The sequence below is a fragment of the Caldicellulosiruptoraceae bacterium PP1 genome, assembly GCA_041320695.1.
Classification (GTDB): Bacteria; Bacillota; Thermoanaerobacteria; order Caldicellulosiruptorales; family Caldicellulosiruptoraceae; genus JBGGOQ01.
This window is the reverse complement of the sequence record JBGGOQ010000001.1, coordinates 555153-572019: the sequence shown is the minus strand read 5'-3', so window position 1 is coordinate 572019 and position 16867 is coordinate 555153. Positions and strand designations below refer to the sequence as shown.

Annotated in this window: 19 protein-coding genes; 13 read left to right on the top strand and 6 right to left on the bottom strand. The window is 28.5% G+C overall.

The window, feature by feature from the left end:
* Positions 1–30: 30 nt before the first annotated feature.
* Positions 31–1113, bottom strand: a complete 1083-nt coding sequence (locus ACAG39_02970; GenBank protein ID MEZ0536197.1) for a polysaccharide deacetylase family protein — start codon at positions 1111–1113, stop codon at positions 31–33.
* Positions 1114–1276: 163 nt separating this feature from the next.
* On the opposite strand from ACAG39_02970, the gene ACAG39_02965 reads away from it, so the two are divergent.
* From ACAG39_02965 to ACAG39_02950, 4 genes are all read left to right on the top strand, one after another.
* Entirely contained in the window at positions 1277–1735 is a 459-nt protein-coding gene (locus ACAG39_02965; protein MEZ0536196.1) for a CtsR family transcriptional regulator, read from the top strand.
* 65 nt (positions 1736–1800) lie between these two features.
* The gene (locus ACAG39_02960) at positions 1801–2310 is read left to right on the top strand and encodes a UvrB/UvrC motif-containing protein (protein MEZ0536195.1); all 510 of its coding nucleotides are present in this window, start codon (positions 1801–1803) and stop codon (positions 2308–2310) included.
* 5 nt (positions 2311–2315) lie between these two features.
* Positions 2316–3299, top strand: a complete 984-nt coding sequence (locus ACAG39_02955; protein MEZ0536194.1) for a protein arginine kinase — start codon at positions 2316–2318, stop codon at positions 3297–3299.
* 17 nt (positions 3300–3316) lie between these two features.
* Positions 3317–5764 (top strand): ATP-dependent Clp protease ATP-binding subunit, encoded by a 2448-nt coding sequence (locus ACAG39_02950; GenBank protein MEZ0536193.1) that lies wholly within the window; start codon positions 3317–3319, stop codon positions 5762–5764.
* Positions 5765–5787: 23 nt separating this feature from the next.
* Here ACAG39_02950 and ACAG39_02945 read toward each other — a convergent pair whose 3' ends face one another.
* Genes ACAG39_02945 through ACAG39_02925 form a run of 5 tightly spaced genes read right to left on the bottom strand, consistent with a single transcriptional unit; the run spans position 5788 to position 11264 of the window.
* The gene (locus ACAG39_02945; protein ID MEZ0536192.1) at positions 5788–7035 is read right to left on the bottom strand and encodes a 6-phosphofructokinase; all 1248 of its coding nucleotides are present in this window, start codon (positions 7033–7035) and stop codon (positions 5788–5790) included.
* A gap of 54 nt (positions 7036–7089) precedes the next feature.
* Entirely contained in the window at positions 7090–8826 is a 1737-nt protein-coding gene (locus tag ACAG39_02940; GenBank protein MEZ0536191.1) for an NFACT family protein, read from the bottom strand.
* 6 nt (positions 8827–8832) lie between these two features.
* The gene (locus ACAG39_02935; GenBank protein MEZ0536190.1) at positions 8833–10194 is read right to left on the bottom strand and encodes an O-antigen ligase family protein; all 1362 of its coding nucleotides are present in this window, start codon (positions 10192–10194) and stop codon (positions 8833–8835) included.
* Positions 10195–10204: 10 nt separating this feature from the next.
* Complete coding sequence (locus tag ACAG39_02930; protein MEZ0536189.1) at positions 10205–10726, bottom strand: hypothetical protein; 522 nt, start codon at positions 10724–10726, stop codon at positions 10205–10207.
* 10 nt (positions 10727–10736) lie between these two features.
* The gene (locus tag ACAG39_02925; GenBank protein MEZ0536188.1) at positions 10737–11264 is read right to left on the bottom strand and encodes a DUF4330 domain-containing protein; all 528 of its coding nucleotides are present in this window, start codon (positions 11262–11264) and stop codon (positions 10737–10739) included.
* A gap of 159 nt (positions 11265–11423) precedes the next feature.
* Here ACAG39_02925 and ACAG39_02920 point away from each other — a divergent pair, with 159 nt between their 5' ends.
* The 9 genes from ACAG39_02920 (at position 11424) to ACAG39_02880 (ending at position 16862) form a co-directional block, all read left to right on the top strand.
* Positions 11424–11771 (top strand): putative DNA-binding protein, encoded by a 348-nt coding sequence (locus tag ACAG39_02920; protein MEZ0536187.1) that lies wholly within the window; start codon positions 11424–11426, stop codon positions 11769–11771.
* Positions 11761–13095, top strand: coding sequence for a signal recognition particle protein (gene ffh / locus ACAG39_02915; protein MEZ0536186.1), 1335 nt, complete (start codon positions 11761–11763; stop codon positions 13093–13095). The genes ACAG39_02920 and ffh overlap by 11 nt, the downstream gene beginning before the upstream one ends.
* A gap of 31 nt (positions 13096–13126) precedes the next feature.
* Positions 13127–13372: a 30S ribosomal protein S16 gene (gene rpsP / locus ACAG39_02910; protein ID MEZ0536185.1), complete on the top strand. Its 246-nt coding sequence runs from the start codon at positions 13127–13129 to the stop codon at positions 13370–13372.
* Positions 13373–13395: 23 nt separating this feature from the next.
* Entirely contained in the window at positions 13396–13629 is a 234-nt protein-coding gene (locus tag ACAG39_02905; protein ID MEZ0536184.1) for a KH domain-containing protein, read from the top strand.
* Positions 13630–13675: 46 nt separating this feature from the next.
* A complete protein-coding gene (gene rimM / locus ACAG39_02900) occupies positions 13676–14185 on the top strand; it encodes a ribosome maturation factor RimM (protein MEZ0536183.1) in 510 nt (169 codons plus the stop codon).
* The gene (gene trmD, locus ACAG39_02895; GenBank protein MEZ0536182.1) at positions 14175–14912 is read left to right on the top strand and encodes a tRNA (guanosine(37)-N1)-methyltransferase TrmD; all 738 of its coding nucleotides are present in this window, start codon (positions 14175–14177) and stop codon (positions 14910–14912) included. Before rimM ends, trmD begins: the two co-directional genes overlap by 11 nt.
* Positions 14913–14996: 84 nt before the next feature.
* Positions 14997–15359, top strand: a complete 363-nt coding sequence (gene rplS / locus ACAG39_02890) for a 50S ribosomal protein L19 (GenBank protein ID MEZ0536181.1) — start codon at positions 14997–14999, stop codon at positions 15357–15359.
* A 59-nt stretch (positions 15360–15418) separates the two neighbouring features.
* Positions 15419–16258: a ribosome biogenesis GTPase YlqF gene (gene ylqF / locus ACAG39_02885; protein ID MEZ0536180.1), complete on the top strand. Its 840-nt coding sequence runs from the start codon at positions 15419–15421 to the stop codon at positions 16256–16258.
* The gene (locus tag ACAG39_02880) at positions 16248–16862 is read left to right on the top strand and encodes a ribonuclease HII (GenBank protein ID MEZ0536179.1); all 615 of its coding nucleotides are present in this window, start codon (positions 16248–16250) and stop codon (positions 16860–16862) included. The genes ylqF and ACAG39_02880 overlap by 11 nt, the downstream gene beginning before the upstream one ends.
* Positions 16863–16867: the final 5 nt, after the last annotated feature.

The following is a 16867-nucleotide window of genomic DNA, read 5'->3' as shown; positions in this document are numbered from 1 at the left end:
AAGTGGCACATTTCACATTGTGCCACTTTTTTATCTATATATTTCTTGATAAACACTGCTATAAACATCTTTTACCACATCATTATATATAGATTTGTATACCTCTTTATTTACTTCAGAAAAAGTTTGAATAGTTTCATCTCTATTGTCATTATTTTTTACAATACCATTTGAAAAATGAATAGGTGATACATCTTCTGTAAGTTTATCAAAAGAATATCCTAACGCTTTAAATCTTTCTATAATTTTTGGCAGTGCATTTAAAGAAAATATTTTATTTGGGCTATCATGCATTAGAATAACTATTTTATCTTGGTATTTAAAATTTGAAAAAACATTTTTTACGACATCATCACTAGTCATTACTTTAATAGTTTTTGGGTTGGCATCACCAGTTATGCTATTCCAATCATAATATTGTAAATTTAACCTTATAAGAGCCTTTTCAATTTCTGGAGTAATTTTATTAGACGAACCACCTGGGAAACGCATTATCTTCGGCCAAATACCAGTAATAGTATAAATAATATTCTGAGTTTTATAAAATTCGTTATAAAACTGACTGGCATTCTTATATATAATATTATATTTGTGTGAATATGAATGATTGCCAATTGAATGTCCACTACTTGCTATTTCTTTTAAATAATCTTTGTATCTCAAACAATTAATGCCTACTACAAAGAAAGTAGCTTTGATTTTATATTTATCTAAAATTTCAAGGAATTTAGGTGTAATAATAGATGGACCGTCATCAATTGTAATATATACAACTTTATTTTTTACATTTTTATGAATTACATTTGACTGTGTTTTATAGACATCATTAATCACCTCAGTAAAATCTGATTTTTCAGGAACAGCTTTATTTTTACTCTGTATCTTATTATTTAGGTCTTTATTTGGTGATATATCAGTATTACTCTTAATATCGTTTTTGGTATTATTAACCACGTTTTTTATAGGTGAATTATTAATATCTTCTAAATTAGATTTCTGGAAAGATTTTTTGCTGTTATAAAAATTATCCTTTCGTTTAACAATATTGTTATTTGAACAAGCAGATAATAATAAAATAAATATTAAAGAAATAATAATATACTTTTTTGTCATGTTATACCCTTTCTTAAATTAGTGTCATATAAATTAGAACTATAATTTTATTATAAACGTTATTGAAAATTAAACAATAAATATTGATTTTCTTTTAAAAAAAATGTAAAATGATATTAGTAGTCAAAGAAAGTCAAAGTCAACCTTTATTGGAGGGTATAAAATGGCAAAATTATCCGATATAATTGAAACATTCATCAAAGAACTATTAAATAGTAAAGATGGAGAAATTGAAATTCAAAGAAATGAATTAGCTCAATATTTCAAATGTGCACCATCACAAATAAATTATGTATTATCAACTCGTTTTACATTAGAGAGGGGATATTATATTGAAAGCAAACGTGGTGGTGGTGGCTCTATTAGAATAATGAAAATAAGCATAGATGATAATAATAATTTTGTCGAAAATCTTATTAATTCAATTAATAATTCATTAACGCAACATGCAGCTAATTCAATTATTGACTGTCTTTATGAAAATAATTTTGTTACTGAAAGAGAAGCCCTTCTTATGAAGGTTGTAACAAATGATAAAACTCTTAATATTATAAGTGATAATAAAGATGAATTCAGGGCATTTTTATTGAAGAATATGATTATAAATTTACTAAACAATTAGGTATTATTCTTATTGTTAATTAAATATCTTAATTGGTTAATTATAAAATATAGGTGGTGTTTTAAATGCTATGTGAAAATTGTAATAAAAATCCTGCGACAGTTCATTATACATCAATTATTAATGGTGTTAAGACAGAAATGCACCTTTGTGAAGTTTGTGCAAAAGCAAAAGGAGGACTTGAATTTGATACCCCTTTTTCAATAGCTAATTTCTTGTCAGGTTTTTTTGAACCAACATTAGGTTATAAAACTGAAAAACTTAACAAAACTACCCCAATATGCAAGGGTTGTGGTATGAGTTTTGATGAGTTTACTCAAAGCGGTAAATTTGGATGCTCTATGTGTTACAGTTCTTTTTCAGAAAAATTATATCCTATATTAAGAAGAATTCATGGAAATACTAAGCATATTGGAAAAATACCAGCATCATTAGGAACTGACTTATCAATAAAAAGAGAAATAGACAAACTAAAAATTGAGCTTAATATTGCAATTAAAAATGAAGAATATGAGAAAGCAGCAACATTACGTGATAAGATAAAAGAACTTGAAAATAGGTTACAATCGAGGTGATTTTCATGGAAGAGATAGTTTTAAGTAGCAGAGTACGATTAGCACGAAATTTAAGCGATGTGCCATTTACTCAAAAAATGAATGATTATGATGCTTCAGTAGTTATTAATAAAGTAAAAGATGTATTAAACAATAATAAATCAAGAATATATAAGTTTCTAGAGATACAAGATTTAAATAAAATAAAAAAACAAGTTTTAATAGAAAGACATTTAATTTCTCCCAATCTTGCATCTTCTAAAATAAAAAGTGCTGTTGCTATTGATGAGTCAGAAACAATTAGTATTATGATAAATGAAGAAGATCATTTAAGAATCCAAGCTTTATATCAAGGAAGTAATATAGAAAAGGCTTGGCAAGATGCAAATGAGGTAGATGATATCCTTGAAAAAAATCTTCCTTTTGCTTATGACGAAATGTGGGGATATTTAACTTCTTGCCCAACTAATGTAGGAACAGGCTTAAGAGCATCATTCATGTTACATCTGCCTGCGTTAACACTATTAGGATATATGAAAAACATAACAGAAACAATTACTAAATTAGGAATAACAGTTAGAGGATTTTATGGAGAAGGTAGCGAAATAATTGGGAACCTTTATCAAATATCAAATCAAATAACACTTGGTCAAACTGAAGAGGATATAATACAAAATCTAATATCAATAACAAACCAAATAATTGAACAAGAAAAACAAGCAAGAAGAAAGATATTTGAAGAAAATAAAATTGCTTTAGAAGATAGGATATATAGATCATATGGCATTTTAAAATATGCAAGAAGTATCTCATCAAATGAGGCATTAAGGTTGTTATCTGATGTTAGGTTAGGCATTGATCTGGGTATAATTAAAGAAACAACCATAGAAAAAACTAACATATTAATAAATTTTGTGCAACCAGCAATTTTGCAAGAATATTATGCAAGAGAGATGACTCCAATTGAAAGAGATATAGCTAGAGCTGATATTATAAAAAGAACACTATAAAAAAGGAGGGCTTACAAATGTTTCAGGGTAGATTTACAGAAAGAGCAGAAAAAGCTATTATGCTTGCTCAACAAAGTGCTGCTGAACTTGGTCATAATTATGTTGGTACAGAACATATATTATTAGGGCTAATTCGAGAAGGTGGTGGAATTGCTGCTAGAGTTTTGAATAGCCAAGGAGTTACAGAAGACAAGGTTATTGAAGAAATAGAGGAATTAATTGGAAGAGGAGATTATCAATTACCTCAACCTCCGACAGGCTTTACCCCTAGAACAAAAAGGGTATTTGAAATTGCTTTTATGGAAGCAAGAAGATTAGGTAGTAATTATATTTCAACAGAACATATATTACTTGCAATAATGAGAGAAGGAGAAAGTGTTGCTGTAAGAGTTCTTGCAGATTTGGGAGTTGAACCTCAAAGATTGTTCGATGAGATAATGAAGCTTTTAAATGAAGATGCAAAAAATATTCCACAAGGTCAAGGTACACAACCTGTTAATTTTCAAACACAAAATACACCAACACTAAATCAATTTAGTAGGGACTTAACACAATTAGCTCTCGAAGGCAAAATAGATCCAGTCATTGGTAGAGAAAAAGAGATAGAAAGGGTTATTCAGATACTTTCAAGAAGAACAAAAAACAATCCTTGCTTAATTGGAGAGCCAGGTGTTGGTAAGACAGCTATTGTTGAAGGTTTAGCTCAAAAAATTGTTGAAGGAAATGTTCCAGAACTATTAAGAAATAAAAGGGTTGTTACATTAGATTTATCAGCAATGGTAGCAGGCTCAAAATTTAGAGGTGAATTTGAAGAGAGACTGAAAAAAGCAATGGACGAAGTTAGAAAAACTGGGAATGTAATATTATTTATTGATGAAATGCATACTATTATTGGTGCAGGTGCAGCTGAAGGAGCTATTGATGCTTCAAATATTTTAAAACCTGCATTAGCAAGAGGTGAAATACAAGTTATTGGTGCAACAACATTAGACGAGTACAGAAAGCATGTTGAAAAGGATTCGGCATTAGAAAGAAGATTTCAACCAATAACAGTCGGTGAACCTACAAACGAAGAATCAATATTAATATTAAAAGGATTACGAGATAAGTATGAAGCACATCATGGTGTAAAAATAACTGATGAAGCTATTCATGCAGCTGTTGAGCTTTCAACTAAATATATAACTGATAGATTTTTACCAGACAAGGCAATTGACCTTATTGATGAAGCTGCATCAAGGGTTAGGTTGCAAATGTATACTTTGCCTCCACATGTAAGAGAACATGAAGAAAAATTGGAGAAATTAGAAAAAGAAAAAGAAGAAGCTATTAAATTACAGGAATATGAAAAAGCAGCTAAAATTAGAGATCAAATACTAAAACTAAAAGAAGAATTAGATAAAGTAAGAAATACATGGACTAATGATCAACAAAAAGCACAACGAATTGTTACAGAAAATGATATTGCATATATTGTTTCAAGCTGGACAGGTATTCCAGTAAATAAACTGACAGAAGACGAATCTGAAAGATTACTAAAACTTGAAGAGGTTCTTCACAAAAGGGTAATTGGCCAAGATGAAGCTGTTAAAGCTGTGTCAAAAGCAATTAGACGTGGTAGAGTCGGTCTAAAGGATCCAAAAAGACCAATAGGATCATTTATTTTCTTAGGGCCAACAGGGGTTGGTAAGACAGAACTTTCAAGGGCTTTAGCTGAAGCATTATTTGGATCAGAAGATGCAATGATTAGAATAGATATGTCAGAATATATGGAAAAATTTAATGTTTCTAAACTTATTGGATCACCTCCAGGATATGTAGGCTATGAAGAGGGTGGCCAATTAACTGAAAAAGTTAGAAGAAGACCATATTCAGTAATACTATTTGACGAAATTGAAAAGGCTCATCCTGATGTATTTAATTTGTTGCTTCAAATTCTTGATGATGGTAGATTAACTGACTCTCAAGGACGTGTTGTTAACTTTAGGAATACTGTTATTATAATGACTTCTAACTTAGGTGCTAATTTGATTACTAATCCAAAAAAATTAGGTTTTTCAACTTCAGAGGATGAAAGACAAAGAAATTATGAGCAAATAAAAGATAATGTAATGGGTGAACTGAAAAAAACATTTAGGCCTGAATTTTTGAATAGAATAGATGAGATGATTGTCTTCCATCCATTAGATCAGGAAGATATTAAAAAGATAGTAGAAATTCTATTGAATAACTTAAAAGATAGATTAAAAAATAGTGAATATAATTTTGAATGGACTGAAAGTTTAGTTGAAGCAGTCGCAAAAAAAGGATACGATCCAGTTTTTGGAGCAAGGCCAATTAAAAGAGCAATTCAAAGTATGGTCGAAGATAAGATATCAGAAGCAATATTAGAGGGAAAGATAAAACAAAATGATTCATTTGTTGTTTCTTATGAAAATGATAGTGTAGTAATAAATAAAAAATAAGGCTGCACCAGTTGCAGCCTTTTTTACATAACTTTTTTTGGAACCATTATTTTTCTGAGTTTTGCATAACGAGGGATGCCTCTTTCAAATTTTATATCAACTTCTCCTTCAGTTAATGGTGCAATATAGTCTAATATATTATCTTTAACATAATTGCCATCATGGCTAATCCATGCTAAAGGAACCAATTTTTCAGCATTTGCAATTTTGCTTAGTTCAATTAGTTCTGTTGAGCTTGAATATGGAGTGTTGCTATCTCTCTTAATAGATACCATATATCCGCAAGCCCCCTCAACAGCATATTTAACAGCCATTCTTCCTACCATATAACTTTCTTCAACATCAGTTTTTGACAATATATGTGCAGCACTTCTTTGAAGAACATTAAATTGAATTGATTTAACTCTTTTTTCAATTTCATCTCTTACAATACTTTCAAGAACAAATGCAGCACCACCAAGCTGAACATGGCCAAATGAATCAATACCAAATTTATGACTCATATCTGCAATATATTTACCATCTTTATCTTTAATACCTTCTGAAACAACAATTGTTATTTTGCCAGTTTTCTTATGAATATTTCTAACATCCTCAACAAATTTATCAATTGAGAATGGAGTTTCTGGAAGGTAAATAAGATCAGGAGCCCCCATATCTTTATTTGCAAGTGCTGATGCAGCAGCAAGCCAACCAGCATTTCTACCCATAACTTCTATTATCATCACAATATTAGTAGGATAAACAACTGCATCTCTTGCTATTTCCATAACTGAAGTAGCAATAAATTTAGCAGCACTACCATAACCAGGGCAGTGATCAGTTAAAACAAGATCGTTATCAACTGTCTTAGGTATACCCATAATACAGATATCGTAACCTATCTTTTGTGCATAACGCGTTAGTTTATCAGCAGTATCCATTGAGTCATTGCCACCAATATAAAAGAAATATTTTATATTGTGTGCATCAAAAACATTAAATATCTTTGCATAATCCTTCTCGTCATGCTCAAATGGTTTTAATTGATACCTACAAGAACCTAAAGCAGAAGCTGGGGTGTATTTGAGATGTTTTAATTCTTCTGGGTCTTCCATTCTTAGATCATATAATTCCTCGTCAATAAGTCCAATAATACCGTTTTTAGCACCATAGATAGCCCTGATAGGATGTTGCTTCATTGCTTCTTCAATAACACCAAGCAATGAAGCGTTAATGACAGCTGTTGGTCCACCAGACTGAGCAACCACACAATTACCCTCACGCGGCATTAAAAATCCCTCCTGTATAATAATTAGTTATATTTTAAGCAACTAATTATGTCCTTAATCAATCTTATTAAAATTGTCTAAATTACTTGGAGGGTCAATAATTACTGTCTTAAAATTGTCATATATAACAAAGCCCGGTTTTGAATTTGGTGGTTTTTTAATATATTTAGTAAAAGTATAGTCTACTGGTACTTTGGTTGATAATTTTGCCTTACTAAAAAATGCGGATAATTGTGCACACTCTAATATTGTTGTAAAAGGAATTTCTTTTCCTTCTGTTTTAAGTATAACATGTGAACCAGGTATTTTTTGTGTATGAAACCATAAATCGTTTGTCGAAGAAAATTTTAAGGTCAAATAATCGTTCTGAATATTATTCTTTCCAACATATATATGAAAACCATCTTTACTTACAAAGTGATAAGGTTTTGAAATTTCTTTAGCTTTCTTTTTTGATTTATTTATCTTTATGAGTCCTTCTTTTTCAAGTTCTGATTGAATTAATTCAAGACCTTCTGAATCTATTGAAGATTCTAAAATAGCATCAAGGCTACCTAAAAAGTCTATTTCTTGTTCAAGAATATGCATTTCTTTTTGTGCATAATTATATGCGTTTTTTAGTTTATTGAACATTTTATAATAAATTTGAGCATTCTCTGATATTGATTTACTCTTATCAATTGGAATAAGTATTTTTTTTAAATTTTCAGAATAATAATCAATTACTTCAGCATTACCATCAATTATTTTTGCATTGCTTATATTCGAAAATAATAAATCAGCATAAATTTTATATTTATCTGCATCTTTTCCTTCTTCTAACTTTATTTTATTTATTTCATATCTATTTATCACTTTTTCAAAATTTTGTTCAATAATTTTTTTGAGATGACTTTTCTTTTCAGTTAGGTAAATATTATCTTCTTTTATTGAATAGAAATGATCAATACAATCATTTAGAAATTCAAATTCAATCTTAGAATAATTTTTATATATATTAAGGTCTAAAAAGTAAAAATCAATAGGTTTTTTGTTTTGATCTATATAAATAATAGGTTTCTTTTCTTTTTTTTCTATATAATCTAATATTTCTTCAAATTTATTAAAAATCCTTTTTATCTTTTCATTTTCATCAATTGTAGAATTAAAAACTTGTGCATGCAAGACAATTTCACTAGCAATTTGTTTTGATAAACCCGAAAAAGTATCAATTAAAGTATTTTCATACGACTTTTTAGAATTTTTTAATATTTCATAAAAATAATTATAGCTTATATTATTTGGGTCTGTTTTAATAACAGACGGTAGTGCGTATTCGTTGCCAGGTAAAACAAGTCTTGAGGTTTGTTCAGGAGATATTCTCTTAATAACATCAATAATTTTATTTTGGCTATTAATAAAAAAGATATTACTATGCTTGCCCATCATTTCAAAAACTAGATATTTTGAAACTACATCGCCTAATTCATTTTTAGTTTCAAACTCAAATTTTATTATTCTTTCAAACCCAACTTGAGATATTGATATAATTTTACTTCCAAGTAGGTTTTTCCTTAAAAGCATACAAAAATTTGGTGCTACTTCTGGATTTTTCTTTGGTTTTTTTGATATATATATTCTTGGTAAAGAAGGATTTGCAGATATAATAAGCCTATGATTATTTCCACCTTTATAAACAAAAATATTAATCTCATATTGATTAGGTTGATAGATTCTTTCAACTTTACCATCAAGTAGTAGTTCATTTAATTCGCTAGTTAATATGTTTAATGATAATCCATCAAAAGGCATTAATTTTTAACCTCCATATGATTCATCCTGTGCATTTGTATCAATAAATTTTATTGAAGCAACGAAACCTAAGAAAAGCCAAAAATATGTTGTCATCATTGGAACTTCAAAGATATTCTCAACAAAATTGTGAAGAAGCAATGTTACAAGCCCAATTATAACTCCCATTCCAATATTTCTCAGATAACTATTCCTAGCCTTTCTAACAATTCGAGTTGCTATTATAATTCCTACAATAAATGATGAAAGTAATGCAATCAATCCAATTAGTCCCATTTCACATGCAGATTTCAAATAGAAGTTATCAACATAAAACGAGTTTGGAATATTTCTTTTTGCTACTGCACCTCCAAACCTTCCAAATCCAACACCAAAGAGTATATTTTCTTTAAAAACATTAAAAGCATAAGTCCATCTTAAAATTCTACCACCTTTTGCACTGCTTTGAGCATATTGTGGACTTAACATATATAGTATTCTTTGAAGGATAGATGGTGCAACAACAGGTATAATAAATATAATAGAAAATAGCATATAAATGATTCTTTTATCTTTAAATATACCATATATAAGCATTGAAACTATAAAGGCAAGCCAAGCCCCCCTTGAAAATGTGAATGCAAGTGTTATTATCATAGATAAAGTAGCAATTACATAATATACCTTCTTTTTAATATTTTCTTCGTAAAATACTAATGATAACGATATTGGGATTGTCATTGCTAGTAAACTACCTAAAACATTAGGACTGCCAATAATTGAAAAAACTCTTGTTCTTATATATGTTTCTCGGCTGCTATCAATCCATGAAGAAGGTATTTCAACACCTATTATATATTGATATATTCCATATAAAGATATACAGAAGATCATAAATATATAAATAGAAATAATATTATTAAATTGTTTTGCATTTTTCATTAAATTAAGTCCTACAAAAAACCATAAAGCATATTCAATAACAACTCTAATGCCTTCAATTGCTATTTTGAGATCAGGAGAACGCATTAACAGTAAAAATAGAGAAACTAAAATTAAAATAATTATATAGATATCAATAAGAGTAAATCTTATTAATAACTTTCTACTATATATTAATTTTGTTAGCCAAGCAAAAATTATAAGAGCAAAAAGCAATTCATCCCAAAAAGATGAAAACTGATTTATTGCTGGAATATTCCTAAATAAATAATCAATAAACCCATATAATGCAACAATGTAAAGAAGACGAGAAGGATCTTCAAAAATAATAATTAATAGGGCTAATAAAGCTATAATTGTTAAAGAAAATTTTATTGATATAAAGCCAGATAAAAGACCTAATATAAAGATAATTAATGACATTATGTATAAAGATTTTTTATTCATTTTTCCACCTTCATGAAACAATTATTTTAATTATATGATAAAAAATACTGTTTTTAACAGTATTAACAAAACTATTTAATGTTATATTCCTTAATATCATAAATATAATTACAGAGCTTGACAAATAAACAAGAGTATATGGATCCACATTTTTGCTTAAATATCCACTTATTATATATCCAATTTCAAAAATAAATGTATATATAAATAGAAACATGAAAGGTTTATATTTAATTAAATTTTTATTTTCGTTTACTGATAAAATAATACTACTATATTTAGCCCATCTGATAAAGGGATTAGCAATGATGATCATTATTTTAAACAATAAATTAGCAATTAATTTAAATAAACTAACAAAAAATGACTTATTAATTATGTTGAAGCCTTCATTTTCCTTTAAAAATATTGAATAAATCCATGAATATTTTGAATAATTGATTAAATTTTTAAAGAAAGAAACAATATAGCTTAATTTAATTATATAAATTATCCTAAGAAAAAGCTTATATGTTATACTGTTTTTTATCATATTTTCTCACCTAATCATTCTTTTTAATAATTTGAATACCATTAATCGTTCCATTAAGTTCTACTGTATTTGTTTTTATAAATATCGATTTACCAATTCTAACTGTTTGTTTATCTAATTTTATTGTTGCACCATTAAAAGTTACATAACCATATAATGTAAGATAGACATCTACTTTCTGAGGATGAGTATTTACTATTATTTTACCATCTTGATTGGTGGTAATATATTGTCCTTTTTCAATTCTAATATCCTTTATATATGAGTTTGTAAAGTTGTCTCCACTAACTAATTTATCATTTACCTTTAAAGCTTTTGCATATTCGGGTAATGTAAGAGGAATTTTTACATTAATGAGAGCTTCACCAGGAACTATTTTAACGTTGATATTACTCTGGAGATTATTTTGTTCTGTTGGACTATGTTTTGAAAACTTAATAATGCCTGCAATTGTTATTGATAAAACTAGTACAATAATAATTAAATCAAATAAATTAATTACCTTAAAAAGCCTTCCTTTTTCATCAATAATTTTCATAAAGAAACCTCCTAAATTATTATTTTCATATTTGATAGTATTATAAACTATTTTAATGGTCAAGTATAATTCTAAATTTTAAAAAAATGTTTACAAAAAAATATTTTTGTTGTATCATATCAATGTCAAGTAAAGTTACTTTACAGAAGGAAGAATATTATGGACAAAAAAATATATATTAGTCTTTTAATTGATTTTTATAAAAATCTACTTACACCTAAGCAAAAAACAATTATTGAACTATACATTAATGAAGATTTATCAATTAGTGAAATTTCAGAAAATTTAGGTATATCAAGACAAGGTGTACATGATTTTGTGAAAAAAGCTGAGGAACAGCTAATCCAATATGAAAATGTGCTTCATTTAGTAGAAAGATATCTTAATCAAAAAAGATATATAGATGAAATATTAGAAGACCTTAATAAGATTTACAATAAGTATTTCGATAATGAAATCTTAATTATTATAAATAAAATTCAGGAGATGGCGAAAAATGGCATTTGAAAACCTATCTGAAAGGTTACAGGATGTTTTCAAGAAACTAAGAGGCAAGGGTAAACTTACTGAAAAAGATATAAAAGAAGCTATGAAAGAAGTAAAATTAGCATTATTAGAAGCTGACGTTAATTTTAAGGTTGTTAAGGATTTTATAAATAAAGTAACTGAAAAATCAATAGGAAGCGAAGTATTAGAAAGTTTAACACCTGGTCAGCAAGTAATTAAAATTGTTCATGATGAACTTGTATCTCTTTTAGGTGGAAATGAAACTAAATTAAAAGCAAGCCCAAAAGGGTTTTCAATATATATGATGGTAGGTTTACAGGGTTCTGGTAAAACAACAACATCTGGCAAACTTGCTTTAAATCTTAAAAAACAAGGCAAAAAACCATTATTAATTGCTTGTGATATTTACAGACCTGCCGCTATAAACCAATTAGAGATTGTAGCAAAAAAAGTAGAGGTTTCTTGCTATGCTGATTACAACAACAAGAATGCTGTTAGTATAGCAAAAAATGGTATAGAATACGCTAAGAAAAATGGGCATGATACAGTTATAATAGATACAGCAGGAAGGCTTCACATTAATGAAGAATTGATGTATGAGCTTCAGTTAATTAAGCAAAATGTTGAGCCTACTGAAATACTTTTAGTTGTTGATGCTATGACAGGACAAGATGCAGTTAATGTTGCAGATTCCTTTAATCAAAAACTTGGAATTGATGGCATTATAATGACAAAATTAGATGGTGATACTCGTGGTGGGGCTGCATTATCAATTAAAGCAGTTACTTCAAAACCTATTAAGTTTGCAGGAATGGGCGAAAAAATGGATGATTTAGAACCTTTTTATCCAGATAGAATGGCTTCAAGAATACTTGGTATGGGTGATATTCTTACCCTTATTGAAAAAGCTCAAGAAGCATTTGATCAGAAAAAGGCAGAAGAACTTGAGAAAAAATTAAAAAGTATGCAATTTGATTTGAATGATTTTCTTGAACAATTAAAACAGATAAAGAAAATGGGGCCACTATCTTCTGTTATCTCTATGATTCCAGGTATTAAAATACAAAAAGATGCAAATTTAGATGAAGGTGAAAAGGAACTTAAAAAAATTGAAGCAATTATTAATTCAATGACATTAAAAGAAAGAGAAAATCCTTCAATTATAAACTCAAGCAGGAAAAGAAGAATTGCTTTAGGAAGTGGGACACAGGTACAAGACATAAATAAACTTTTAAAGCAATTTGATGATATGAAAAAATTGATGAAACAATTCTCAAATCCTAAAATAGCTAAGAAAGGGAAATTTAAATTTCCTTTCATGTAATAAATAAAAATTATTGTTAGGAGGTGAAAAAATGGCTGTTAAAATAAGATTAAAAAGAATGGGTGCAAAAGATAACCCATTTTATAGAGTTGTAGTTGCTGATTCAAGAAGTCCAAGAGATGGTAGATTTATCGAAGAAATTGGTTTTTACAATCCTTTGAGAAATCCAGCAGAAATTAAGATTGATGCTGAAAAGGCAAATAAGTGGCTAAAAAATGGTGCTCAACCAACAGACACTGTAAAAGTATTACTAAAAAAAGCTGGGATTATACAATAATCTAGCCTAAGGAGGAGATTTCTGTGCTCAAGGAATTAGTAGAATTAATTGCAAAATCACTTGTTGACCACCCAGAAATGATAAGAGTTAATGAAATACATGGAGAACAATCAGTAATAATTGAGCTTCATGTTGCACCAGAAGACATGGGAAAAGTAATTGGTAAACAAGGTAGAATTGCAAAGGCTCTTAGAACAGTTGTAAGAGCTGCTGCCACAAAAGAAAATAAAAGAGTTATTGTTGAAATTCTCCAATAAAAGAGTTAGGTTTTCCTAACTCTTTTTTGTAAAGGAGGAAATTACTTTGTATAAATATTTACAGGTTGGAAAGATTGTAAATACTTTTGGGTTAAAAGGTGAGGTTAAAATTATTCCTTTAACAGATGAAATTGATAGATTTGGTCAAATAGATTATGTTTTATTAGAAGATGATTTAAGTACAAAACTTTCAATTCAAAGTTTTAGACAACAAGGAAATATTGTTATTGTAAAGTTTAATGAAATTAATACAATTGATGATGCACAAAAATTGAAAAATAGATATTTAGTAGTAGAAAGAGAAAAAGCTAAAAAGTTACCTGAGAATACATTCTTTATTTGTGAAATTATAGGATTAAAAGTATATGAGCTAAATGGTAGATATTTGGGTAACATTACAGATGTTATCCAAACTGGAAGTAACGATGTTTATGTTATAAATGGAGAAAAAAAGGAAATTTTGATTCCCGCACTAAAAAATATAGTTTCTGAAGTAAATATTGAAGAGGGGTATATGAAAATAAAACTAATAGAGGGATTAATTGATGAATTTTAAAATATTAACCTTATTTCCAGAGATAATTCTAAACGGAACTGATTTTAGCATATTAAAACGAGCAAAAGAAAAGAAAATAATTACAATTGAAGCATATAACATTAGGGATTATACAAAAAATAAACATAAAAAAGTTGATGATTATCCTTATGGTGGTGGATTTGGTATGGTTATGAGTCCACAACCTTTATATGATGCATTCCAAAATATTAAAAGTGAGAAAACAAAAAGAGTTATATACTTAACCCCTCAAGGGAAGCTTTTTAACCAAGAACTTGCAAAAGAGCTTTCACGTGAAGAAGAATTAGTTATTATATGTGGACATTATGAAGGCATAGATGAAAGAATAATTGATTTGATTGTTACTGATGAGATATCTATTGGTGATTATGTTTTAACAGGTGGTGAGTATGCTGCATTAATATTAATTGATGCAATCTCAAGACTTGTTGATGGTGTTATTGAAAAAGAATCACATCGAGATGAATCATTAGAAAATTGGTTACTTGAATATCCACAATATACAAGACCAGAAGAATTCATGGGTTTAAATGTTCCTTCTGTTCTTTTAAATGGGAACCATAAAGAAATTGAAAAGTGGCGTCGTATTCAGAGATTAAAACGTACAATTAAAAAAAGACCTGATATAATAAAAAAATCCAAACTTAGTGATTCAGATATGAAACTTCTTATAAAATATTGTGAACAAGAAAAGTTTATGATATAATACTCATGTTTGCTGGGAATACGGTTGCTCCGCTATAGCTTTTTTTAAGCTATATGAACAACTATAATGGAAGGAGGGGAAAGAATGAATAACATCATTAGAGAAATTGAAAGCGAAATGCTTAAAAAAGACATACCAGAGTTTAGACCTGGTGATACTGTTAAAGTTTATTTCAAAGTTATTGAAGGAAACAGAGAAAGAGTTCAAGCATACGAAGGATTAGTTATCAAAAGAAGAGGAACAGGGATTAACGAAACATTTACTGTAAGAAGAATTTCTTACGGTGTTGGTGTTGAAAGGGTATTCCCAATCCACTCTCCAAGACTTGAAAAAATCGAAGTTGTTCGTCGTGGTAAAGTTAGACGTGCAAAACTATATTACATCAGAACAAAGATTGGTAAAGCTGCAAAGATTAAAGAGTTGGTTGACACAAATCAAAAAGGCTAACCTAAAGAGACTAATGCTTATAAGCTTAGTCTCTTTATTTTTAAGGAGGTAATAGAAATTTGAATATAAATTGGTATCCTGGACATATGGCAAAAGCAAAAAAGGAAATAAGTCAACTTAATAAACTTGTTGATCTATTTTTAGTTATGCTTGATGCAAGAGCACCAAAAAGTACAAGAAATATAGAACTTGAAGAGATTTTTCATGATAAGCCATCTTTATATTTACTTAATAAATCTGATTTAGCAGACAGCAATAAAACAAAGGAATGGATTAATTTTTTAAATATAAATAATTATAAAGCTATTGAAATAGATAGTTTGTCTGGGAAAAATATAAAAAAGATACTTGAAACATCTTTCCAATTAGTAAATGAAAAGATAGAAAGCTATTTAAATAAGGGAAGAAGAAAGATAGTTAGATTTGCAGTAATTGGGATACCGAATGTAGGGAAATCTACATTGATAAATAAAATCTCTAATGCTTCAAAAGCTAAAATAGGTGATAAACCAGGCGTTACTAGGTCAAAACAATGGATAAAAGTAAATGATTACTTCGAATTATTAGACACTCCTGGCATATTATATCCAAAGTTAGATGATATAGATACAGCATATAAAATGTGTGCCATTGGAAGTATTAAAGATGAACTTTATAACCCAGAAGAAATAGCTATTTATTTAGCAACTTTATTAAAAAATAATTACAGTAAAATATTTAACCAAAAATACAAAACTGATTTTAGCCTTATTGAAGGGCAACAGCTATTGCTTGAAATTGGCAGGAAAAGAGGATGTATAATTAAAGGAGGAGAGATTGATACTCAAAAAGCTGCTTTATTGTTATTAGATGATTTTAGGAAGGGTAGAATTGGGAGGATCACATTAGATGAAATATAGCATTGAAGAATATTTTTCAATTGAAAATGAACTTAACAAGGAAGGATATAAATTGATTTGTGGTGTTGATGAGGCAGGGAGAGGGCCGCTTGCAGGACCAGTTTTTGCTGCAGCAGTTATTATGGATAAGGACAATATAATTGAAGGTATCAGAGATTCAAAAAAACTAACAAAAGAAAAAAGAGTTAAGCTTTATAATAAAATTATAAATAATGCATTAGCGTATTCAATAATAAGTGTTGATAATAACGTGATAGACCAAATAAATATTAGAAATGCAACATTACAAGCCATGTCAAATGCTATAAAAACTCTTAAAATAGAACCCGATATAATAATTATAGATGGAAACGACATTACTAATTTAGGAATTAATCAACGTGCAATTGTTAAAGGCGATATGAAATCTTATAGTATTGCATGTGCTTCTGTCTTAGCCAAGGTGGCACGTGATAATTATATGGAAAAAATGGCAAAGCTGTATCCTGAGTATATGTTTGAAAAACACAAGGGTTATGGGACAAAGCTTCATATAGATCTTATTAAAAAATATGGACCATGTCCTATTCATAGAAAATCATTCCTTAAAAAAATATTAGGGTGAGCTAT